The organism is Bacillus sp. MSP13, assembly GCF_000815295.1.
Classification (GTDB): Bacteria; Bacillota; Bacilli; order Bacillales; family Bacillaceae; genus Bacillus; species Bacillus vallismortis.
Genome location: NZ_JXAQ01000008.1, coordinates 56,411 through 79,635, shown reverse-complemented (window position 1 = coordinate 79,635; position 23,225 = coordinate 56,411). Strand labels below are relative to the sequence as shown.

20 protein-coding genes are annotated in these 23,225 nt (G+C 45.9%); 17 read left to right on the top strand and 3 right to left on the bottom strand.

The window, feature by feature from the left end; all coding sequences use genetic code 11:
* The first annotated feature begins 149 nt into the window (after nucleotides 1–149).
* The 9 genes from bioW (at nucleotide 150) to SC79_RS09285 (ending at nucleotide 9,801) form a co-directional block, all read left to right on the top strand.
* Nucleotides 150–926: a 6-carboxyhexanoate--CoA ligase gene (bioW, locus tag SC79_RS09325; protein WP_039074857.1), complete on the top strand. Its 777-nt coding sequence runs from the start codon at nucleotides 150–152 to the stop codon at nucleotides 924–926.
* A complete protein-coding gene (gene bioA / locus SC79_RS09320) occupies nucleotides 916–2,262 on the top strand; it encodes an adenosylmethionine--8-amino-7-oxononanoate transaminase (protein ID WP_039074805.1) in 1,347 nt (448 codons plus the stop codon). Before bioW ends, bioA begins: the two co-directional genes overlap by 11 nt.
* A complete protein-coding gene (gene bioF, locus SC79_RS09315; RefSeq protein WP_039074804.1) occupies nucleotides 2,252–3,421 on the top strand; it encodes an 8-amino-7-oxononanoate synthase in 1,170 nt (389 codons plus the stop codon). Before bioA ends, bioF begins: the two co-directional genes overlap by 11 nt.
* On the top strand, nucleotides 3,418–4,113 hold the full coding sequence (gene bioD / locus SC79_RS09310) for a dethiobiotin synthase (RefSeq protein ID WP_039074803.1): 696 nt from the start codon (nucleotides 3,418–3,420) through the stop codon (nucleotides 4,111–4,113). The genes bioF and bioD overlap by 4 nt, the downstream gene beginning before the upstream one ends.
* Nucleotides 4,114–4,115: 2 nt before the next feature.
* On the top strand, nucleotides 4,116–5,123 hold the full coding sequence (gene bioB, locus SC79_RS09305) for a biotin synthase BioB (protein ID WP_039074802.1): 1,008 nt from the start codon (nucleotides 4,116–4,118) through the stop codon (nucleotides 5,121–5,123).
* Between the two features lie 69 nt (nucleotides 5,124–5,192).
* A complete protein-coding gene (locus SC79_RS09300) occupies nucleotides 5,193–6,368 on the top strand; it encodes a cytochrome P450 (protein WP_039074801.1) in 1,176 nt (391 codons plus the stop codon).
* A 76-nt stretch (nucleotides 6,369–6,444) separates the two neighbouring features.
* Nucleotides 6,445–7,206: an NAD-dependent epimerase/dehydratase family protein gene (locus tag SC79_RS09295; RefSeq protein WP_039074800.1), complete on the top strand. Its 762-nt coding sequence runs from the start codon at nucleotides 6,445–6,447 to the stop codon at nucleotides 7,204–7,206.
* Nucleotides 7,207–7,414: 208 nt separating this feature from the next.
* Nucleotides 7,415–8,275, top strand: a complete 861-nt coding sequence (locus SC79_RS09290) for a carbohydrate ABC transporter permease (protein WP_082022639.1) — start codon at nucleotides 7,415–7,417, stop codon at nucleotides 8,273–8,275.
* A gap of 23 nt (nucleotides 8,276–8,298) precedes the next feature.
* Nucleotides 8,299–9,801 (top strand): extracellular solute-binding protein, encoded by a 1,503-nt coding sequence (locus SC79_RS09285; protein WP_039074799.1) that lies wholly within the window; start codon nucleotides 8,299–8,301, stop codon nucleotides 9,799–9,801.
* Between the two features lie 38 nt (nucleotides 9,802–9,839).
* On the opposite strand, the gene SC79_RS09280 is transcribed toward SC79_RS09285, so the two are convergent.
* Nucleotides 9,840–12,155: a helix-turn-helix domain-containing protein gene (locus SC79_RS09280; protein ID WP_082022635.1), complete on the bottom strand. Its 2,316-nt coding sequence runs from the start codon at nucleotides 12,153–12,155 to the stop codon at nucleotides 9,840–9,842.
* Between the two features lie 215 nt (nucleotides 12,156–12,370).
* Between SC79_RS09280 and rmgP the strand changes: the two genes are divergently transcribed.
* The 6 genes from rmgP to SC79_RS09250 all read left to right on the top strand — a co-directional run bounded on the left by rmgP (nucleotide 12,371) and on the right by SC79_RS09250 (nucleotide 17,202).
* On the top strand, nucleotides 12,371–13,336 hold the full coding sequence (rmgP, locus tag SC79_RS09275; protein ID WP_039074797.1) for a polygalacturonan/rhamnogalacturonan ABC transporter permease: 966 nt from the start codon (nucleotides 12,371–12,373) through the stop codon (nucleotides 13,334–13,336).
* 7 nt (nucleotides 13,337–13,343) lie between these two features.
* Nucleotides 13,344–14,465 carry a glycoside hydrolase family 88/105 protein gene (locus tag SC79_RS09270; RefSeq protein ID WP_156122666.1) on the top strand — a complete coding sequence of 374 codons (1,122 nt, stop codon included), beginning with the start codon at nucleotides 13,344–13,346 and terminating at the stop codon, nucleotides 14,463–14,465.
* Nucleotides 14,462–14,965, top strand: a complete 504-nt coding sequence (locus SC79_RS09265) for a lipoprotein YteS (RefSeq protein WP_082022633.1) — start codon at nucleotides 14,462–14,464, stop codon at nucleotides 14,963–14,965. The genes SC79_RS09270 and SC79_RS09265 overlap by 4 nt, the downstream gene beginning before the upstream one ends.
* A gap of 11 nt (nucleotides 14,966–14,976) precedes the next feature.
* Nucleotides 14,977–16,263 (top strand): Gfo/Idh/MocA family protein, encoded by a 1,287-nt coding sequence (locus SC79_RS09260; protein ID WP_039074794.1) that lies wholly within the window; start codon nucleotides 14,977–14,979, stop codon nucleotides 16,261–16,263.
* Nucleotides 16,264–16,283: 20 nt separating this feature from the next.
* Complete coding sequence (locus tag SC79_RS09255) at nucleotides 16,284–16,952, top strand: YesL family protein (protein WP_039074793.1); 669 nt, start codon at nucleotides 16,284–16,286, stop codon at nucleotides 16,950–16,952.
* A gap of 67 nt (nucleotides 16,953–17,019) precedes the next feature.
* Nucleotides 17,020–17,202: a sporulation protein Cse60 gene (locus SC79_RS09250; RefSeq protein WP_003223398.1), complete on the top strand. Its 183-nt coding sequence runs from the start codon at nucleotides 17,020–17,022 to the stop codon at nucleotides 17,200–17,202.
* 40 nt (nucleotides 17,203–17,242) lie between these two features.
* Here the strand turns inward: SC79_RS09250 and opuD are convergent, their stop codons facing one another.
* Both opuD and SC79_RS09240 read right to left on the bottom strand, forming a co-directional pair.
* The gene (gene opuD / locus SC79_RS09245; protein WP_039074792.1) at nucleotides 17,243–18,775 is read right to left on the bottom strand and encodes a glycine betaine transporter OpuD; all 1,533 of its coding nucleotides are present in this window, start codon (nucleotides 18,773–18,775) and stop codon (nucleotides 17,243–17,245) included.
* 190 nt (nucleotides 18,776–18,965) lie between these two features.
* Nucleotides 18,966–20,228, bottom strand: coding sequence for an NAD(P)/FAD-dependent oxidoreductase (locus SC79_RS09240; protein WP_039074856.1), 1,263 nt, complete (start codon nucleotides 20,226–20,228; stop codon nucleotides 18,966–18,968).
* 205 nt (nucleotides 20,229–20,433) lie between these two features.
* Between SC79_RS09240 and murJ the strand changes: the two genes are divergently transcribed.
* Together murJ and SC79_RS09230 are read left to right on the top strand one after the other, a co-directional pair.
* Nucleotides 20,434–22,068, top strand: a complete 1,635-nt coding sequence (gene murJ, locus SC79_RS09235; RefSeq protein WP_010329563.1) for a lipid II flippase MurJ — start codon at nucleotides 20,434–20,436, stop codon at nucleotides 22,066–22,068.
* A 70-nt stretch (nucleotides 22,069–22,138) separates the two neighbouring features.
* Nucleotides 22,139–22,858 carry a pseudouridine synthase gene (locus tag SC79_RS09230; protein ID WP_010329564.1) on the top strand — a complete coding sequence of 240 codons (720 nt, stop codon included), beginning with the start codon at nucleotides 22,139–22,141 and terminating at the stop codon, nucleotides 22,856–22,858.
* Nucleotides 22,859–23,225: the final 367 nt, after the last annotated feature.

The following is a 23,225-nucleotide window of genomic DNA, read 5'->3' as shown; positions in this document are numbered from 1 at the left end:
AAGGACCAGCCCCAAAACAAAATGAAGATTTCCTGTATTGACAGAATCATATGTGAATAATAATATTTTAATTGTTAACTTTTATTCATACTTGGTTAACAATATGAATAGGATGTGAGAGACGTTCTTCAGTGAAAGGGCGAGAAGAGATGCAAGAAGAAATATTTTATAGTGTCAGAATGAGGGCTTCTATGAATGGAGCTCATGAAGACGGCGGAAAGCATATATCCGGCGGAGAACGGCTTATTCCTTTCCGTGAGGTGAAGCGTACCATCAATGCCTTATTAGAAAAAGGGCTATCCCATTCAAGAGGAAAGCCCGATTTTATGCAGATTCAGTTTGAAAAGGTTCATGAACCGTTAAAAACCATTCAGCCATTGCCAGTGCATACGAATGAAGTGAGCTCCCCGGAAGAGGGACAAAAGCTTGCTCGATTGTTATTGGAAAGAGAAGGCGTCTCGCGAGAAGTAATTGATAAAGCATACGAACAAATCCCTGAATGGTCGGGTGTCAGTGGAGCGGTTTTGTTTGATATTCACTCAGGCGAGCGGATGGACCAAACAACAGGAAAAGGGGTGAGGGTCTCCAGAATGGATTGGCCGGACGCTAATTTTCAAAAATGGGCGCTTCGCTATCACGTGCCGGCACATTCAAGAATAAAAGAGGCCCTTGCACTTGCTTCTAAGGTTGGCGCGCATCCGGCAGCCGTCGCAGAATTATGCTGGTCAGATGATCCTGATTACATAACAGGCTACGTTGCAGGCAAGAAAATCGGCTATCAGCGTATTACAGCAATGAAAGAATACGGGAATGAAGAGGGCTGCCGCATCTTTTTTATTGATGGCTCCGAAGATGTCAACGCGTACATACATGAACTGGAGAAACAGCCGATTTTGATAGAGTGGGAGGAAGACCATGACTCATGAGTTGATAGAAAGCAGTAAAAAACACCTCTGGCTGCCGTTCACCCAAATGAAAGATTATGATGAAAATCCCTTAATCATTGAAAGCGGCAATGGAATCAAAGTCAAAGACATAAACGGCAAGGAATACTATGACGGTTTTTCTTCTGTTTGGCTTAATGTCCATGGGCACCGCAAAAAGGAATTAGATGACGCCATAAAAAAACAGCTCGAAAAAATCGCGCACTCCACGTTATTGGGCATGACCAACGTTCCTGCAACCCGGCTTGCCGAAACATTAGTCAACATCAGCCCAAAAAACCTCACGCGAGTGTTTTATTCAGACAGCGGTGCAGAAGCGATGGAAATCGCCCTGAAAATGGCGTTTCAATATTGGAAGAACATCGGAAGGTCTGAGAAACAAACATTTATCGCCATGAAAAATGGCTATCACGGTGATACGATTGGCGCCGTCAGTGTCGGTTCAATTGAACTGTTCCATCACGTATACGGGCCGTTAATGTTTGATAGTTACAAAGCGCCGATTCCTTATGTGTACCGCTCTGAAAGCGGCGATCCTGACGAGTGCCGTGATGAATGCCTGCGAGCGCTTGAACAGCTGCTAAAGGAACATCACGGGGAAATTGCCGCGCTTTCCATTGAATCAATGGTTCAAGGAGCGTCTGGTATGATCGTAATGCCGGAAGGATATTTGGCGGGCGTGCGAGAGCTATGTACAACATACGATGTCTTAATGATCGTCGATGAAGTCGCAACAGGCTTTGGCCGTACTGGGAAAATGTTTGCGTGCGAGCACGAGAATGTCCAGCCTGATCTGATGGCTGCCGGCAAAGGCATTACAGGAGGTTATTTGCCAATCGCCGTTACGTTTGCCACAGAAGACATCTATAAGGCATTCTATGATGATTATGATAACCAAAAAACCTTTTTTCATGGTCATTCCTATACGGGGAATCAGCTCGGCTGTGCGGTTGCCCTTGAAAATCTGCGGTTATTTGAATCTGAAAACATTGTGGAACAAGTTGCGGAAAAAAGTGAAAAGCTTCATTCCCTTCTTCAACATCTTCACGCTCTTCCCCACGTCGGCGACATTCGGCAGCTGGGCTTTATGTGCGGCGCAGAGCTTGTTCAGTCAAAGGAGACCAAAAAGCCTTACCCTGCTGATCGGCGTGTTGGTTACAAAGTTTCGCTGAAAATGCGGGAGTTGGGCATGCTGACAAGGCCGCTGGGCGACGTGATTGCATTGCTGCCCCCTCTCGCCAGCACAGCAGAAGAGCTCGCGGAAATGGTTTCCATTATGAAACAAGCGATCGAAGAGGTTACCAGTCTTGAAGATTGACGCCTGGTTAAACGAGCGGTTAGACAGAGTAAAGGAAGCCGGCATATACCGCAACCTGCGGACAATGGATGGGGCTCCGATTCCGGAAAGGAACATTGAGGGAGAGAATCAAACGGTCTGGTCTTCAAACAATTATTTAGGACTGGCAAGCCATAGCCGCTTGATCTCCGCAGCCCAAGAAGCACTGCGGCAATTCGGGGCAGGAAGCAGCGGCTCCCGTTTAACGACAGGCAATTCGGTTTGGCACGAAAAGCTTGAAAAAAAGATCGCCGCCTTTAAACGGACGGAAGCGGCTTTACTGTTCTCGAGCGGTTATTTAGCCAATGTCGGTGTCCTTTCATCATTGCCGGAGAGGGAAGATGTCATTTTAAGTGATGAACTCAATCATGCAAGTATCATCGATGGCTGCCGTCTATCTAAGGCCGATACAATGGTTTATCCGCATATTGATATGGGCGATCTTGAAAATAAGCTGAAAGAAACACAGCGCTATCAGCGGCGTTTTATTGTGACAGACGGAGTCTTCAGCATGGATGGCACGATTGCCCCTCTTGATCAGATCGTCTCGCTTGCGAAACGCTATCATGCCTTCGTAATCGTTGATGAAGCCCACGCCACAGGTGTTTTAGGTGATTCGGGAAGGGGAACGAGTGAATACTTTGGCGTTTGTCCTGACATTGTGGTTGGCACCTTAAGCAAAGCTGTTGGCACAGAGGGAGGGTTTGCCGCAGGTTCAGCTGTCTCCATCGACTTCTTGCTGAACCATGCCAGAACATTTATTTTTCAAACCGCTATTCCGCCAGCCAGCTGTGCAGCCGCTTATGAGGCTTTTAACATCATTGAAGCCGGCAGAGAAAAACGGAAGCGTTTATTTTCTTATATCAACATGGTTAGAACGGGTTTGACGAACATGGGCTACCTGGTGAAAGGGGCGCACACGCCGATCATTCCTGTGATCATCGGAGATGCCCGAAAAACGGTCACATTTGCTGAAAAGTTGAAGGACAAGGGGATCTATGCCCCTGCCATTCGGCCGCCGACCGTTGCGCCTGGTGAAAGCCGGATCCGATTAACCGTCACTGCTGACCACAGGATGAGTGATATTGATCATTTGCTGACATCATTTCATTCAATTGGAAAGGAGCTGCATATCATTTGAGGGGTTTTTTTGTGACAGGAACAGATACAGAAGTGGGGAAAACTGTTATATCCAGCGGTCTCGCCGCTTTAATGCGAGAACATAATAGAGATGTCGGGGTGTTTAAACCATTTTTAAGCGGTATTTCTCGGCATCATCCGGAAAGTGACACTAGTATCCTGAAAGAAACGTCACAGACGAGTCTTTCTCATGAAGATATTACGCCTTTTGCCTTCAAAGCGCCGCTTGCGCCGTATGTCGCGGGGAAGCTGGAGGGAAAGGCTGTCACCATGGAAGAGGTCTTAAGCCATTGGGAGCGGATAAGAGAAACACATGAATGCTTCATCGCAGAAGGTGCGGGCGGTATTTCTGTGCCATTGGGAGAGGGTTTTTTAGTCAGCGATGTCATAAAAGCGCTGCAGCTTCCCATGGTCATTGTGGCACGTCCTCATCTCGGAACCATTAACCATACCTTTTTAACGGTCCAATATGCAAAAAACATGGGGCTCCCAATCGCCGGCATTGTCATCAATGGAATCAGTGATTCTCTTCATGATGATGAAAAAACCAATCCTGAGATGATTGAGCGCTTATGTGGTGTGCCGATTTTAGGGATTACGCCAAAGCTTGTCAACGTGACGAAAGAAACGGTTCTACAGATGGTAAAAGACCATATCAATCTATCATTATTGATGAATCAAGTGGGGGTATGAGAATGAATCAATGGATGGAACTCGCAAACCGGGTGCTTGCTGGAGCAGAAGTGACCGATGAAGAGGCGCTTTCGATATTAAACTGTCCAGATGAAGACATCTTGCTTTTGATGCACGGGGCTTTTCAAATCAGAAAACACTTTTATGGAAAAAAAGTAAAGCTCAATATGATTATGAATGCGAAATCAGGACTCTGTCCGGAAAATTGCGGCTATTGTTCCCAGTCTTCAATCTCCAAAGCCCCGATTCAGTCTTACCGGATGGTGAATAAGGAAACGCTTCTAGAAGGCGCAAAACGGGCGCACGATCTGAATATCGGCACATATTGCATCGTGGCAAGCGGCAGGGGGCCGTCCAACAGAGAAGTGGATCAGGTCGTAGACGCGGTGCAGGAAATAAAAGAGACATATGGACTGAAGGTTTGTGCGTGTCTCGGGCTGTTAAAGCCAGAGCAGGCGAAACGCCTGAAAGAAGCTGGAGTAGACCGCTATAATCATAATTTGAATACGTCACAGAGAAACCATTCAAACATCACGACTTCGCATACATACGATGACAGGGTCAATACGGTTGAAATGGCGAAAGAATCAGGGTTGTCTCCGTGTTCAGGCGCCATTATCGGAATGAAAGAGACGAAACAGGACGTCATCGATATCGCAAAAAGCTTGAAGGCTCTTGACGCTGATTCCATTCCGGTGAATTTTTTGCATGCGATTGATGGCACACCGTTAGAAGGCGTCAACGAATTAAACCCGCTGTATTGTTTAAAAGTGCTGGCGCTGTTCCGTTTTATCAACCCGTCTAAAGAAATTCGCATTTCCGGAGGTAGAGAGGTCAATCTCCGCTCATTGCAGCCATTAGGGCTTTACGCCGCTAACTCCATTTTTGTCGGAGATTACTTAACAACTGCCGGCCAAGAGGAGACGGAGGACCATAAAATGCTGAGTGATCTAGGCTTTGAAGTGGAGTCTGTCGAAGAAATGAAGGCCAGTTTAAGCGTGAAAAGCTGAAAGAATCGATACAAGCAATCGGTGTGATGTCGATTGCTTTTTATTTTGAAAGAGAGAGGAAAGGTACACATGACAATTGCATCTTCTGCGTTTTTGAAAAACCCATATCCTTTTTACGAAACATTGCGCGCTGTCCATCCTATATATAAAGGGAGTTTCTTGAAATATCCGGGCTGGTATGTCACAGGATATGAAGAAACGGCAGCCATCCTGAAAGATGCCAGGTTCAAAGTCCGGCCCCCGCTCCCTGAGACGTCAATCAAATATCAGGATCTTCAATGTGTGCAAAGGCAGATGATGCTGTTTCAGAATCAGCCTGATCATAGGCGATTGCGGACGCTGGCCAGCGGAGCGTTTACCCCGAGAATGGCAGAGAGTTATCGCACGTATATCGATGAAACGGTCCATCATTTGCTAGATCAAGTGCAAGGTGAAAAAAAGATGGAGGTCATTTCAGACTTTGCTTTTCCTTTGGCGAGCTACATCATCGCCAACATGATAGGTGTGCCGGCGGAAGATAGGGAGCAATTAAAAGAATGGGCTTCAAGTCTCGTCCAAACGATTGATTTTACCCGGTCAAGGAAGGCGTTAACAGAAGGCAATCATACCGCTGTGCAGGCTACGGCATATTTTAGAGCGTTGATTCAAAAGCGAAAACGGCATCCTAAACAGGATATGATCAGCATGCTTTTGAAGGGGGCAGAAAATCATAAGCTGACGGAAGAGGAAGCGGCATCTATGTGCATATTGCTGGCGATCGCCGGACATGAGACAACGGTGAATCTCATTAGCAATTCAGTTCTTTGTCTGCTGCAGCATCCAAAACAGCTTATGATGCTGAAAGAAAATCCTGATCTGATCGGTAACGCAATTGAGGAATGTTTACGCTATGAGAGCCCCACGCAAATGACAGCCAGAGTTGCCTCAGAAGATATTGACATCAGCGGGGTGACGATCCGTCAAGGAGAACAAGTTTATCTTCTGTTAGGGGCTGCCAATCGAGACCCAAACATATTTACGAACGCCGATGTTTTCGATATAACGAGAAGCCCTAATCAGCATCTTTCATTCGGTCAGGGACATCATGTTTGCATAGGGTCTTCGTTGGCACGATTAGAGGCCCAAATTGCGATGACTATCCTCCTGCAGCGGATGTCCGGCCTCAAGCTTGCTGATTCGGAATTTCAATACCGGCCGCTTTTTGGCTTTCGGGCGCTTGAGGAGCTGCCGGTGACTTTTGACTAAACCAGAAATGTGAGTGCCAAAAAAAGTGTCAGCTCCGCCGAAAATGGGCAATCTATAAAAAAGGGGAGTGAACACTGTGAAAAAAGTGCTGATTGCCGGCGGAAATGGTGTAATTGGGAGACTGCTGGTCGAAGGGCTGAGAGCAGATTATGAAGTGACAGTGCTTGATAAAGATCATTTTGAGGGCACAGCCTCTTCCATTCAGGCTGACGCGGCAAATTATAGGGAGCTGTTGAAGAAGATTCCAAAAGATACAGATGTGATCTTGAATTTATTGGCTGTCAATATCAAATACGATGTCATGGACATCCATGAATTTGAGAAAATGACGGATGTTTTCTATCGGGCAAGCTATTACTTGTGCCGCGCAGCTGCGGAGCTCGGTATTCCAAAGCTCGTGTTCGCCAGCAGCAATCATGTTACAGATGTGTATGAGAAAGACGGGCGTTCGCTTTTAGGACGTGAGATTACAACCAGTGATTATCCGCTTTCAAAAAACTTGTACGGTGTATTAAAGCTGACCTCGGAACAGATCGGCCATTTATTTTATTTGGAAAATAAGCTTTCAGTAATCAACCTTCGAATCGGAACAGTCGTCACAGATGAACTGGATACGCTGCATGAAAAAGAACGGACGAAAAAGACACTGCTTTCTCATCCCGATCTGCTGTCGATTTTCAAAGCCGCTATTGAAACCAATATCCGGTACGGTACGTATTACGCCGTATCTGACAACCAGGGCCGGCCATGGTCGATTGAATCCGCTGTCAGCGAACTCGGTTTTTCGCCTCAAACCAATACAGCCGAACTTCTGGAAGAGGAAGAGAATGGAGCATAATCATTTTCTAAGATGATGCTCTTTTTCTTTTATCATCGGCTTTCATTTGAACAGAGTCCCCGCCAAGCCGGGGACTCTGTTCAAATGATTATAGACGCGGCCATCACAGATTTGCTACATTTTAGACACGATATCGTCACATGCTGCAGCTCGTTTAACAAAGAATGATAACGCTTACAAAAGAGAGGTGGGAGCTATCGCACATTCACTGAAAAATCGTTTGTTTGACATGTTAATTTACGGGTTTTTGCTGATGTTCGCTTTAATATGCGTACTTCCGTTTATTCATGTGATCGCGGCATCCTTCGCCACAGTAGAGGAAGTCGTGTCGAAAACATTCATTTTAATACCGTCTACTTTTTCGCTGGATGCTTATCGTTACATTTTTTCAACAGACATTATTTATAAGAGTTTGTTTGTTTCTGTGTTTGTGACAGTGATAGGCACTGCGGTCAGCATGTTTCTTTCTTCCTTGATGGCTTACGGGTTATCCCGCCGTGAGTTAATCGGCCGGCAGCCGCTCATGTTTCTCGTCGTATTTACGATGCTCTTCAGCGGCGGCATGATTCCGACTTTCCTTGTCGTCAAATCGCTTGGATTGCTCGATTCATACTGGGCGCTCATTTTGCCGACAGCCATTAATGCCTTTAACCTGATCATTCTCAAAAACTTCTTTCAAAATATCCCGTCAAGCCTGGAAGAGTCCGCGAAAATCGACGGGTGCAATGACCTGGGCATTTTCTTTAAAATTGTGCTGCCGCTGTCTCTTCCTGCGATCGCAACGATTTCACTATTTTATGCGGTCACGTATTGGAACACGTATATGACGGCGATTTTGTACCTCAATGACTCGGCAAAATGGCCGATTCAGGTGCTTTTGCGCCAAATCGTGATTGTATCAAGCGGGATGCAGGGGGATATGTCCGAAATGGGATCTGGCAGCCCGCCGCCTGAGCAAACCATCAAAATGGCGGTCATAGTGGTGGCAACCATTCCGGTTCTGCTTGTTTATCCATTTATACAAAAGCATTTTGCAAAAGGAGCTTTGCTGGGATCTGTCAAAGGGTAAAGAATATGAAACGGAGGGGTACGATGGGAAACAAATGGAGGGTGCTTTTGATTGTGCTTGTACTTGCACTTGCACTTGGCGGTGTGCTGGCGGGCTGTAAAGGGGCTGATCAGTCTTCGGCTGAAGGGAAAGCTGACTCTGATGCAAAGGTGAAACTGTCTTGGATGGCGATTTTGTATCACCAGCAGCCACCGAAAGACAGGGCGATTAAAGAAATTGAAAAGCTGACAAATACAGAACTGGACATCACCTGGGTTCCAGACGCGGTGAAAGAAGACAGGCTGAATGCGGCGCTTGCAGCCGGCAATCTTCCGCAAATCGTGACCATCCAGGATATTAAAAATTCGTCAGTCATGAATGCTTTCAGATCAGGAATGTTCTGGGAAATTGGCGATTATATCAAAGATTACCCGAATTTAAACAAAATGAACAAACTCATTAATCAAAACGTAACGATTGACGGCAAGCTCTACGGGATATACAGACAACGTCCGCTTTCCAGACAGGGGATCGTCATTAGGAAGGACTGGCTGGACAATTTGAATTTGAAAACGCCAAAAACGCTGGATGAGTTTTATGAAGTCGCCAAAGCGTTTACAGAGGACGATCCGGATAAGAATGGGAAAGACGATACATTTGGGCTGACAGACCGCAATGACTTAGTTTATGGCGCGTTTAAAACGCTTGGCTCGTATGAAGGCATGCCGACAGATTGGAAGGAATCAGGCGGCAAATTCACGCCTGATTTCATGACGCAGGATTACAAAGACACGATGAACTACATGAAAAAACTGCGTGACAATGGCTATATGAATAAGGATTTTCCCGTCACAAGCAAAACCCAGCAGCAGGAGCTGTTTTCTCAAGGAAAAGCCGGCATCTACATTGGGAATATGGTAGATGCGGTTAATCTGCGCGACCATGCCTCCGATCAATCGATGGAGCTTGAAATCATCAACCGCATAAAAGGCCCGGATGGGAAAGAGCGGGTATGGGCATCGGGAGGGCATAATGGCTTATTTGCTTTTCCGAAAACTAGTGTGAAAACGGAAGCTGAGCTTAAACGGATTTTGGCGTTTTTTGACCGAATTGCCGAGGAAGACGTCTATAGTCTGATGACTTACGGCATTGACGGTGTTCATTACAACAAAGGAGAGGGCAAAACGTTCACACGCGAAGAAAGCCAAGTGAAAGACTGGCAGACTGATATTCAGCCGCTGTCCGCCTTAATCGCCATTGATAATGCCTACTTAAAAAACACGGGGGACCCGCTTCGGACGGCGTACGAGGAACTGACGGAAGATAATGAAAAGATCATTGTCTCAAACCCTGCTGAAAGCCTGTATTCCGCCGCGGAATCGGAACGGGGAGATGAACTGAAGAAAATCATAGATGACGCGACCTATAAATATATGATTGGAGACATCACAGAATCCCAGTTTGATAAAGAAGTGGAAAAATGGAAGTCAAGCGGCGGAAAGCAAATTATTCAGGAATACGAAGAAGCGTTTAAACAAGCAAAATAACACTGGAAAAACCCAAAACGCAAGCGGTTTTGGGTTTTTTACATGCTTCTTTTTTGCTGGCGGTAGGTACCCGGTGTTATCCCTTCCAGCTTCTTAAATGATCTGATAAAATTTTGCGAGTTTTTATATTTCAGCTTTTCGGCAATGTCTTTCACCGCCATGTCGGTTTCAGCAAGCCAGCTTTTCGCCATATGATGGCGGTAGCCGGAGACATATTCGCTGAATGAAATGCCCATTTCTTTTTTGAAAATGCTGCTTAAATAGTTTGGATTGTAATGCAGCCTGCGGGCGATCTCGTCCAGTGTCAAATCGGATTCAAACTCATGGTGGATGATATGAATAATGTTGTCGGAAATATTTTTGTACTGGGCACCCGCACGGGCGTTCACTTTGTCTGTCATTGGATGAATGAACTCATTCTTGAGCCAGTTTTCGGTATCCTCAAACGTTTTCAGCTCGAAAATTTGGTCATACAGCATTTTGTTTTCTTCAAGCTCAAACAACTCGATCCCGAGTACGTGCATCAGTTCAATCACATGGTTCAAAAAGCGGGCGATGGCGATTTGGAATTGGTATGGATTGGTGTTTTGGGTGAAGATCGCTTTTAAAATTGTGTGCAGGCATTTGTCCGCTTTCTCCTTGTCCCCCGCTTTTACGGCATCAAACAGCTCATGCTGAAGCTGTTTTGGAAAATGGGTTTTGAAGGTTTTTTTCTGGTCGAGGTCTCCATAAAAGATGATTGATTTGTTTTCCGCTTTGAGCCGGTATTTCAATGCCTCGGAACCTTCCACATAGGCTGTTTTCGCCTTTGCCAGCGCATCAAACGGCTGGCTGATGCCGATGCTGACAGACAGCTGCAGCTCCGTTTCCGCCTTTTCTTGAATCATCCTGGCAGTCTCATTCAGCTCAGCCATGAATGCTTCTTTTGTTCCACTCTGATTGATCAAAATGGTTGCCTGCTGTTTATCCACGACGGCGGGGGCAAGGTGTTTGTCTGCCGGGATGTTGCGCTCGATCAGGCTGTTGACGGCAAACAAAAGCAGATCCATATCCTTTTTCTCATAAGGCGTATGATTCAGCGTATCAATTTGGAGCACGAGCAGGGCGAGATGCCGCCAATTTTGCTTTAAACCGAGGCTTTCAAAACGATTATAGACCTCTTCATCCGTCAGTTTTCCAAGCATGAGCCTGACCATAAAATAGTGCTGCAGATGAGTTGCCTGCTGTTTCATCGTTTCTTCAAGATCGTCATTTCTGTCCTTTAGCTGCTTAAAGCTCTGCTCGATTAACTCAAATTCATTTTGAGGCGGCTGTTTCTCTTGTATGGCACCATGTTTTGCGAAAGATTCGTAAAGCAGCCGGATCGGTTTGTAAAAATGGCGGGAGCCAAGCCAAGAGAATAATAATGAAAGCGCTAACAAAATAAAGCATACCGTAACCGTGATCCAGCCGATTGATTTGGCTTCTTTTTTTAATTCAGGCAAGGAAACGAGAGAGAAATAAATCCATGTGTTATAGTCGGATTTTTGATAGGTGACTTTATAATGAACCCGGTCAATAACGGTTTCAAACTGACCGCTATTGGCGGTCTGCGCCAGCATTTTTTGGACAAAGTCGTCGTTTTGAAGAGATTCGCCGATGTCAGACATGTTGTTATGCAGGATGATGCGGCCTTTTTCATTAATGATAAACAGGTTGTTGGCGTTTGAATAATCAGGCATGTTTTTGACAAGCGAACAGCTCGGGATGCTTGCGGCGGCCAATCCCTTCGTAATCGTGCTGTTTAGAGGAAGCTGTTTAATCAAATTAATATTGTAGCGGCAGTTGTCTGATGTCCCTTCTTTTGTCGAAATCAAATGATTGTTTTCTTCAAGCGTCCAATACGAGCGGCTTGCTTTGTGTGTCGTATATGCTGCGGCTGCTTCGTGAAGAGAGTTTGTATTCAAACGGTATAAGCCGGAATTGTTCATGTACCATTTTTTCATATAGCTGACTAGCGTTATGTTGGACAGGTCGGTATCGAAGCTTTGCAGGTAGTTGAGCTCTTGGTTCACTTGGTTATAGATTTGAAATTGGTCAGAGTGCAAAGGCTTGGACAGTGTGCGAAGGAGAGGCGGCGAACTCACATAGTGGGTTAAAGAGTGATCGACGGTTTTTAATATATGCTCGATGCTTTGCTGGGTCTGCTGGAGTGTGTCGAGTTTTTCCTCCGATACATTGGAGATAGCCGTTTTCTGAGAATGCTCGTACGAAAACAATCCAACTAGAATGACAGGAATGGTGCTGAGCAGACAGAAAAACGTGATGAGTTTGTTATAAAACTTGTATTGGCTTCTTTTCATAAAATCCCCCATTTCAGAACATCCACTTTCACCTTAATACAATTAATCCAAAGATTGATAGATATTGTCAATAATCATTTTCTAATATCGGTGTCTTTTTTTCAGGTGGAACGGCTGAACCCTTGATTACAAAGGGATTAGGCAGGATGTGATCATATGATTGTAGACGGACTTTTGCCTGCTGCGCTACAGTGAATGCAAGAACCTGTGAAAGGAGGCTTGGAAAGATGAAAACAGCAGAAGCGCAAGCGCCGGCTGTTGATGCAGTCATTTTAAAAAAAGAAAAAAGAAAGCGCTTACTAAATAAGCTGGTCCAGCAGAAATATTTGTATTTGATGATTTTGCCGGGTTGTATTTATTTTTTGCTTTTCAAATATGCCCCGATGTGGGGAATTGTGATTGCGTTTCAGGATTATCAGCCGTTTCTTGGCATTTTGGGCAGTGAATGGGTCGGGCTGAAGCATTTTATCAGGCTGTTTACAGAGCCTACATTTTTTCTTCTGTTAAAAAACACGCTCGTGCTATTTGCTTTGAACCTGGCTATATTTTTCCCGGTGCCGATTCTGCTGGCGCTTCTATTAAACGAAGTGCGGATCGCTCTCTTTAAAAAATTTGTTCAGACACTGATTTATATCCCGCATTTTATGTCTTGGGTTATCGTTGTATCGCTTTCGTTTGTGCTTTTGACGGTAGACGGAGGCTTGATTAATGAACTGATTGTGTTTTTTGGCGGCGAAAAAATCAATTTTCTGCTGAATGAAGAATGGTTCCGGCCCTTGTATATTCTGCAGGTCATTTGGAGAGAAGCAGGGTGGTCGACGATCATTTATCTGGCGGCCATTACAGCGGTCGACCCACAGCTGTATGAAGCGGCGAAAATGGATGGAGCGGGACGGGTGCGGCAAATGTGGCATATTACACTGCCCGCCATTAAAAGCGTCATCATCGTTTTGCTGATTTTAAAAATCGGAGACACACTGGAGCTTGGTTTCGAGCATGTGTATTTACTGTTAAACGCGACAAACAGGGAAGTGGCGGAAATTTTTGACACGTACGTTTATACTGCGGGGCTGAAACAGGGCCAATTCAGCTACAGTACAGCAGTCGGCGTATTTAAAGCGGCAGTCGGGCTGATTTTGGTCATGCTTGCAAATCGTTTGGCGAAGAAGTTTGGCGAGGAAGGAATCTATTAAGAAAGGGATGGGATCAATGGATCAATCAATCGCTGTAAAATCGCCTCTTACGTACGCGGAGGCATTGGCAAAAACCATTATGGATACGTACACAGTGGGGGAGCTGCCGCCAGCAAACCGCTGGCACTACCATCAGGGTGTTTTCTTATGCGGTGTATTGCGGCTGTGGGAAGCAACCGGGCAAAAACGGTACTTTGAGTATGTGAAGGCTTATGCAGATCTTTTAATCGATGATTATGGCAATCTATTATTTAGAAGAGACGAGCTGGACGCCATTCAAGCGGGTCTTATTCTTTTTCCATTATACGAAACAACGAAGGATGAGCGGTATGTCAAAGCGGCAAAAAGGCTGCGCGGCTTGTATGGAACGCTGAACCGGACGTCAGAGGACGGCTTTTGGCACAAGGACGGCTATCCTTACCAAATGTGGCTTGACGGTTTATACATGGGCGGGCCGTTCGCGCTGAAATACGCCAATCTGAAGCAGGAACGGGAGCTGTTTGATCAGGTCGTGCTTCAGGAGTCGCTGATGAGAAAGCATACGAAAGATTCCAAAACCGGACTCTATTATCACGCTTGGGACGAAGCGAAAAAAATGCCTTGGGCCAATGAAGAGACAGGCTGTTCACCGGAATTTTGGGCGCGTTCCATCGGCTGGTACGTGATGTCTCTCGCCGACATGATTGAAGAGCTGCCGAAAAAGCATCCAAACCGTCACGTGTGGGAGAAAACGCTGCAGGACATGATAGAAAGCATTTGCCGCTATCAAGACAAGGAGACCGGATTATGGTACCAGATCGTTGACAAGGGTGACAGGTCCGACAACTGGCTGGAAAGCTCAGGGTCCTGCCTGTACATGTACGCAATCGCGAAAGGAATCAATAAAGGCTATCTAGACAGAGCTTACCAAACAACACTGTTCCAAGCGTATCAAGGTTTGATTCAGCAGAAAACCGAAACAACAGAAGACGGTGCGTTTCTCGTCAAAGATATATGTGTCGGAACATCGGCCGGTTTCTATGACTATTATGTCAGCCGGGAAAGAAGCACAAACGACCTGCACGGGGCCGGCGCGTTTATTTTGGCCATGACAGAGCTGGAGACTTTTTTTAGGTCAGCGGGGGAATGACAACAACTCTACGTAAGGCTTTGTGTGTGATCGTCTCAGTGCTCTTTTTGGAATCATGCTCAAGCAGGCCGGACGGAATGTATGTCATCCTCTTTTCCGATATGCAAGAAGACGTACAGGAACACATAAAAGAGGCTGCTGAGCAGAAGGCCGGGAAGGTTGATATCTTTCCGGTGATTCCGGAAAAACTGCTGACGGAAATCACCGCTCATGAGGGAGATGTTTTCATTGTGCCTGAAGACATGTTTCAAGCGTACGATGACCCGGACAATTTTCAGCCGTTAGACGGATTGCCACCTGACAAAACATCTTCCTATACAACTGTTGATCAAAAAACGGGAGAAAAAACAGTCTATGCCGTTCAGATCGAAAAAGGGGAAAAACAGCTGAACGGTTATTCTTTTCGATTGAATCGCAATATGGCGGCGTTTATCCCTGTGTACGCTAAAAAAACAGAGGAAGCGCTGCAGCTGATTACCCAACTAACTGAAGCGCGATAGAGGTGAGAACATTGAAGAACATTGTCATTTGCGGATTGAGCAGCAGAGCTCTCAGTATGTTTATCAAACCGCTGATGGATCGGTTTTCAACACAATATGAGATTACGGGATTGCTGGATGCCGATCCAAAACGTTTTGCCGTTTGTAAGAAGAGGTTTCCGGAGCTTGTCCACGTGCCGGAGTACAACGAAGACGCTTTTGATGAGATGATGCGTGTTTCAAAGCCTGATATCGTCATTGTGACTGGCAGGGATGACACACATGTCACTTACATCTTAAGAAGCCTTCAGTGGGATACAGATGTGATTACAGAAAAACCAATGGTGACGACGGTACGGGATGCGAACCGGGTGCTTGAGGCAGAGGCGAAGAGCAAAGGAAAAGTCACCGTCGCGTTTAATTACCGCTACAGCCCGTTTCATCGGAAAATAAAAGAAATGATACTGAACGGAAAAATAGGCAGGGTAACCTCTGTTGATTTGAATTGGTATATTGATACGTATCATGGCGCCAGCTATTTTAAACGCTGGAACCGGTCGAGGCCATTTTCCGGCGGCCTTTCTGTTCATAAATCAACACATCACTTCGATCTCGTCAATTGGTGGCTTGGGCAAAATCCGGCGGAGGTATTTGCTTATGGCGCCTTGAATTACTATGGCTCAGACAGTGAGTGGAATCCGCTGCCGGAAGAAGACGGGCGTTTTTGCGGAACATGCCGGGTCAAAGAAACATGCCATTACTATTCAAGATGGCATCCCCGCTCGTCCGCTGCTTCTGTAAAAGATGATCATCTCCAAGCGGGAGACCAATCCAGCTTGTATACAGCATACAGGCCTGACGCGTGTATTTTTGACAAGGAGATTGACATCGAGGACACGTACGTTGCGACTGTCAAATACGACGGCGGCGCGCTTTTGAGCTACTCGATCATATTTTCTGCTCCGTATGAAGGCTACCGGCTGACGATCAACGGAACAAAAGGGCGTATCGAATCAAATGAATTTCACGAGCCTTCCAGAATTCCATTTGCATTTCCTGAGCAAACGATTGAATATTATCCGCTTTTTGAATCAAAGCAGACGATACAAGTTGTCAAAAACGAGGGCGGGCACGGCGGAGGCGATCCGCTATTGCTTGAGGATCTTTTTTTAGGAAAAGACCCGCTGCGCCCCTATGATATTTTAGCAGGTGCCGAAGCAGGAGCTTACTCTATCGCGGTTGGTGAGGGGATGTGGCGCTCGGTTGCCGAAAAGAAGCCGATCGATATTCAGAAGTTGTTTCACATACAAAATGTGTAATCCGAAAAGGAGGGTGCGCCGTGGAGCATGATGGCTCAATGGGGCGGGTGCTGCGCTTTTGCGAGTGGATGATGAGATTTGCGTATACAAACTTGCTTTGGCTGTTTTTTACGCTGATCGGTCTCGGGCTGTTCGGCATCATGCCCGCGACCGCAGCTTTATTCGCTGTCATGCGGAAATGGGTTCAGGGGCAGGATAACGTTCCTGTCTTACAAACGTTTTGGCGAGAATACAAGGCTGAATTTCTCCGTTCCAATCTGATCGGCGCTGTGTTGGCGCTCATCGGTTTGATTATTTATATCGATTTGGTATTTATTTATCCGAGCCATTTCCTTCTGCATGTCCTCCGTTTTGCCATTATGATATTTGGATTTTTGTACGTATCCATGCTGTTTTATGTGTTTCCGCTGCTTGTTCATTTTGACTGGAAAAAACGTTTGTATGTGACATATTCGCTCTTGCTCAGTGTGGCGTATTTGCAATATACACTCGTGATGCTTGCGCTGACTGCCGCTCTTTTTTTCTTGCTTGCGTATCTGCCCGGCATTGTCCCTTTTTTCAGCGTCAGCCTGGTCAGCTACTGCCATATGCGAATCGTTTATGCCGTCTTGCTCAAAGTGGAGCGGCAAGACGATGAGCCGCAAAAGAAACGCCAAACAAGGGAAGCTTTTTATCCGAAGGCGAGGTAATCAAGATTTCTCTATCATAACGCTGTTCCATGCGGAATAGATTGATAGAGAAAGGAGAGCGGATAAGATGCTGAAGGTGGCGGTATTTGATGAAGAGCATGAAAAAGATTTGCAGACGGAAATCAATTCATTTTTAAAAGGGATATCGGAGGAGCAGCTGATTGATATCAAATATACCGTTTCGGCGGCATGCGACCCAGACGGCGAACAGCTTTACTGTTTTTCCGCCCTTATTTTATATCGCAAATAAAAAAGATCTTCCCGCACAAGCGGGAAGATCTTTTTTGTGATTAAGCCTTTTTCACTCTCGGACTTCTCGGTTTCTGCAGCTTCTCTGCTTGTCTGATCTCTTTTCTTTCTTTTGCCAAAGATTTATAAAGAGCGACAATCATCAGCAGGATGACGATCGAAAACGGCAGCGCCGCGAGTATCGCCGTGTTTTGCAATGCGGAAAGTCCGCCGGAATATAGGAGGACAGCAGCTACGGCAGATTGAATGACACCCCAGCTGAATTTTACTGAAGTGGCCGGGTTCAGTGAACCGTACGTCGTCTGCATGCCGAGCACAAATGTTGCGGAGTCGGCAGACGTGATAAAGAACACAGCAATCAGGATCAATGACATAATAGATGTCAGCATCGTCAGCGGATAGTGGTCGAGTGTTCCAAACAGCATCGTTTCACTTGATAACTTCGCGACATCGAATATGCCTTTTTGCTGAATATCCATAGCCGATACGCCAAAGATAGAGAACCATAGGAACGCAAGAATACATGGTGTTACCAAGACGCCGATCAAAAATTCACGAATCGTCCGCCCTCGGGATACCCGGGCAATGAAAATGCCCACAAATGGAGACCAGGAAATCCACCATGCCCAATAGAAAATCGTCCAGCCGTTAATCCATTCACGTTTCTCAAGTTCGTACGGCGTCAGTCTGAAGCTCATTTGCACGATGTTTTGAATATACTGTCCGATAGAATCTGTAAAAGAGTTCATAATCAATACGGTAGGACCTGCAAACAGCACAAACAGCATTAACAGTCCAGCCAATACCATATTGGTGTTGCTTAAATACTTAATGCCTTTTCCGAGTCCGGTCCATGAAGAAGCCAAGAAAAGGATCGTAACAACAGTTATCAAAATAAATTGAACGAGAAAGTTATTTGGTATCCCAAATAAGTAATTCAATCCGCCATTGATTTGAGTTGCCCCGATACCTAGGCTTGTCGCTACCCCGGCGACTGTGGCAAAAACAGCGATACAGTCAATCAGTTTTCCGATCGGGCCGTTCACTTTATCACCGAGAATCGGTGACAAAGTGCTGCTGATTAATCCAGGAGCGCCTTTTCGGAATTGGAAATAGGCAATGCATAATGCCACAACGGCATAAATGGCCCAAGCGTGCAGACCCCAGTGGAAAAACGTATAACGGAGCGCATCTCTGAAGGCTTGGGGGGTTTCTGTTTCACCTGATGGAGAGCTAATTGCGTAATGGCTGATCGGTTCAGCCGCACCATAGAATACTAAGCCGATTCCCATGCCTGCGCTGAACAGCATGGCAAACCATGATAATAACCCGAATTCCGGTTTTTCATCGGGCCTACCGAGTTTAATTTTTCCAATCGGGCTGAAAATCAAAAACAGACAGAACCCGACAAACAACGAAACAACTAAAAGATAATACCAGCCAAACGAATTGGTGATAAAAGCTTGCGCGGATTGGGATACGTTTTGCAGGCTGGCAGGAGACACTACGCCCCACAATACAGCAGCTGCTGTGATCACAATCACAATCCAAAATACACTAGATATATTTTTCAAATATTCTCACCCTCTAAATTTTTTGTGTACGCCTATATCTTGCTCGCAGGCTTAGTATGGTCGTACGATGGCAGATCATTCCTCTCTTAAAATTACCCCGCAATCAGGTGAAACAAAACAAGTCTCACAGTACCATGAATGCGGAGAATTTTCAAATGTTCAGCGTTTTGTAAAAATTTGAAAAGGCTAGTCAAGAGCGGACAAAGTGACCGGCATTGAGCCCCGCAAGCCTTCCTGTTACAAGGGCGGAGGTAATATTGTAGCCTCCTGTGTATCCGTGGATATCGAGAATTTCACCGCAAAAATACAGCCCCGCCATTTTTTTAGAAGCCATCTTTTTCGGGTCAATTTCTTTTACAGATACCCCGCCGCCTGTGACGAATGCCTTGTCGAGTGACAGTGTGCCGTTAGCGAATACGGTAAACTGTTTGCAGTCCTTGACAAATTGTCTGAAAGGCTCCTTCGGCAGCTCAGAAAACGATACGTCCGGAGTGATGCCGTTTTTTTCGAGCAAGAATAGAAGATAGCGCTCTTGCATCCAGGGCTTCAGTACGTTTTTAATGGTTTTTTTCGGTGCTTCCTGCAGTTCTTTATACATCTTTTGGAATAACGTTTCTTCATTGATATCCGGATACAAATCAATTTTGATCGGGACTTGCGGCTGTTTTTTCAGCTCTTTCACGACAAATTGGCTGCATCTGAGAATGGCCGGTCCTGAGAGGCCGAAATGGGTAAACAGCATGTCCATTTTATGTGTGATAACCGGTTTTCCTTTTTTATTTAACACACTGACGGCAACATTTCTTAGTGATAAGCCCTGAAGTGTTTTTTGCTTGATGAACGGCTCGGCAGATGTGACGGGAACTTCTGTCGGGAACAGCTCTGTAATGGTATGGCCCGCAGCTTCAGCCCATTCATAGCCGTCTCCCGTGCTTCCGGTATGAGGAACACTTTTCCCGCCGACAGCGATAATGACTGCCTGGCTATGGATCATTTCGCCGTTATTCGTCACAATCCCTGCTGTTTGTCCATCTTCATAGATAACAGATTTAATTTTCTCATTCGTTCGGATGGTTACGCGGAGCTGTTTCAGCCTGTTTAACAGCGCGTCGACAACACTTTGCGCTTTGTCCGTCACAGGAAACATCCGGCCGTGATCCTCTTCCTTCAATTGAATGCCGAGCTGTTCAAAAAACTTGATAATGTCTTCATTGTTAAATTCAGAAAACGCGCTGTACAAAAAACGGCCGTTGCCTGGGATATGCTTAATGATTTCTTCGACAGGAAGGCGGTTCGTCACATTGCAGCGGCCGCCTCCGGAAATCGCGAGTTTCCGGCCTAGCTTAGTTCCTTTATCTATCAGCAACACATCAGCGCCCTGTTCTCCTGCAGCAATTGCGGCCATCAATCCTGAAGGGCCTCCGCCGATTACGATTACGTCAAACTGTTTCATCTTTATCATCAACTTTCTTTTTCCATTTCGTCTGCGGACACCCCGTCCTCAATACTATTATAGCGGAAGAAAGCCTCTCCTTAAACGTCTTTTGCCGGGAACCTGAATCATTCACAAGATTGCTTTTGTATTTATTACCGTCTAAATGCCTAGTTGTGGTAAAATAGAAAAGTTGAATCTTCGTAGAAAATGGTGATGAAGAAACATGTCAAGCAAACTGTTAAGAGGCACGTTTGTGTTAACGCTCGGTACATATATATCGCGAATTCTTGGAATGGTCTATTTAATTCCTTTCAGCATTATGGTCGGTGCGACAGGCGGTGCATTATTTCAATACGGATACAACCAATACACATTATTTTTGAATATTGCCACGATGGGCTTTCCGGCCGCCGTTTCTAAATTTGTTTCTAAATATAATTCCAAAGGGGACTATGAAACAAGCAGAAAAATGCTTAAGGCGGGCATGTCGATTATGCTTGTCACCGGAATGATTGCCTTTTTCATTTTGTATTTATCCGCGCCGTTTTTTGCGGAAATATCGCTGGGAGGCAAAGATAATAACGGCCTGACAATTGACCATGTCGTTTATGTCATCCGCATGGTCAGCTTAGCGCTTTTGGTCGTGCCGATTATGAGCCTTGTCCGCGGATTCTTTCAAGGGCACCAAATGATGGGGCCTACGGCTGTTTCTCAAGTCGTTGAACAGATTGTTCGCATCATCTTTTTATTGAGTGCGACATTCTTGATCTTAAAGGTTTTGAACGGCGGCCTTGTGATCGCTGTAGGGTATGCGACCTTCGCAGCGCTGATCGGCGCCTTCGGTGGACTGATTGTGCTGTATATTTATTGGAATAAACGGAAGGGCAGCCTGCTGGCGATGATGCCGAATACGGGGCCGACAGCAAACTTAAGCTATAAGCAAATGTTTTTCGAACTGTTCAGCTATGCCGCTCCGTACGTTTTTGTCGGACTGGCCATCCCTTTGTATAACTATATTGATACAAATACGTTTAACAAAGCGATGATCGAAGCCGGCCATCAAGCCATCAGCCAGGACATGATGGCGATTCTTACCTTGTATGTGCAGAAGCTCGTGATGATTCCGGTTTCTCTTGCAACAGCTTTCGGATTGACATTAATTCCAACGATTACTGAATCGTTTACAAGCAGAAACTATAAGCTGTTGAATCAGCAGATTAATCAAACGATGCAGACGATCCTGTTTTTAATTATTCCGGCAGTTGTCGGGATTTCAGTATTGGCGGGACCGACATATACGTTCTTTTACGGATCAGAGAGCCTTCTTCCTGATCTGGGAGCAAATATTCTGTTTTGGTATTCGCCAGTCGCGGTTTTGTTCTCTTTATTTACAGTCAACGCAGCCATTCTGCAGGGCATCAATAAACAAAAATTTGCGGTTGTCAGCCTTGTGATCGGCGTTGTGATCAAGCTTGTGCTGAATATTCCGCTGATTAAGCTGATGCAGGCTGACGGCGCGATTTTAGCAACAGCGCTTGGATATAGCGCGTCGCTTTTGTACGGATTTATCATGATCAAACGCCATGCGGGCTATTCGTATAAGATTCTCGTCAAACGGACTGTGCTGATGCTCGTCTTGTCAGCCATTATGGGTATAGCCGTGAAGATCGTACAGTGGGTGCTAAGCTTTTTTATTTCTTACCAGGATGGTCAAGTGCAAGCTGCGATCGTTGTCATGATTGCGGCTGGTGTTGGCGGCGCTGTCTACCTGTATTGCGGCTACCGGATAGGTTTTTTGCAGAAAATATTAGGCCGCCGTTTGCCCGGGTTTTTAAAGAAAGGCAGACATGCCGGCTAATGAACAAGATCATCAAGAAACAGAGGGCTCGCATGCTGCGGGCTTTCTTTTATAAAGGAGAGATTTAGGAATGAGACTTGATAAGCTGCTTGCCAACAGCGGATATGGCTCCAGAAAAGAAGTCAAAGCTGTTGTGAAGGCGGGGGCCGTCATGGTCGACGGCAAACCGGCCAAAGATGTAAAGGCGCACGTTGATCCTGATGCGCAAGAGGTTACTGTATACGGGGAACCGGTTGATTACCGGGAATTCATTTATCTCATGATGAATAAGCCGCAGGGAGTGCTGTCTGCGACTGAGGACAGCCGTCAGCGGACAGTGGTCGATCTGCTGACGCCGGAAGAGATGAGATTTGAGCCCTTTCCCGCCGGAAGACTTGATAAGGATACAGAGGGCTTTTTGCTGCTCACAAATGACGGCCAGCTGGCACATCGGCTTCTATCGCCTAAAAAGCATGTTCCCAAAACGTATGAAGTCCATTTGCAATCACAGATTTCACCGGAAGCTATCGCGGATTTGGAAGCGGGTGTTTACATAGAAGGCGGCTATAAAACAAAGCCGGCAAAAGCGGAAGTCAAGACAAACGACAACGGCAATACCGTGATTTACCTGACGATTACTGAAGGGAAATACCATCAGGTCAAGCAGATGGCAAAGGCGGTCGGCAATGAAGTGATGTATTTGAAACGGCTATCAATGGGGCGTGTTTCTTTGGATCCTGCCTTGGCGCCGGGAGAATACCGTGAGCTTACGGAAGAAGAACTTCATTGGCTGAATGAGCCGCAGGCATAAAAAAATCCCGCATTTTCGATGCCGGATTTCAGCGTGACGACAAACCCTCGCATTCGTTGTCAGTCCTGCGCGTTGGTGCTCACGTGAAAAAAGATCAGCGGCTAAAAGCTAGAGCGTCCTGCTCAAACGCCCTTACCGCATCCTGCGGAAGTCTGCTCCAATGCTCGTCCTTTCTAGACTTCAAAGGTTTTCAATCACGCTGAAAGATGACAAAGTCATAAAACGAAAACTGTTTTATGACTTTGTCAACAATCTGAAATCCCGCATTTCGATATGCGGGATTTTTTATCTATAAGCACACAAAAACAAGGCTCAGACGGTTCTTCGCCTTGTATCGATCAGACCGCTATCAGGCGGCCCTATGTAA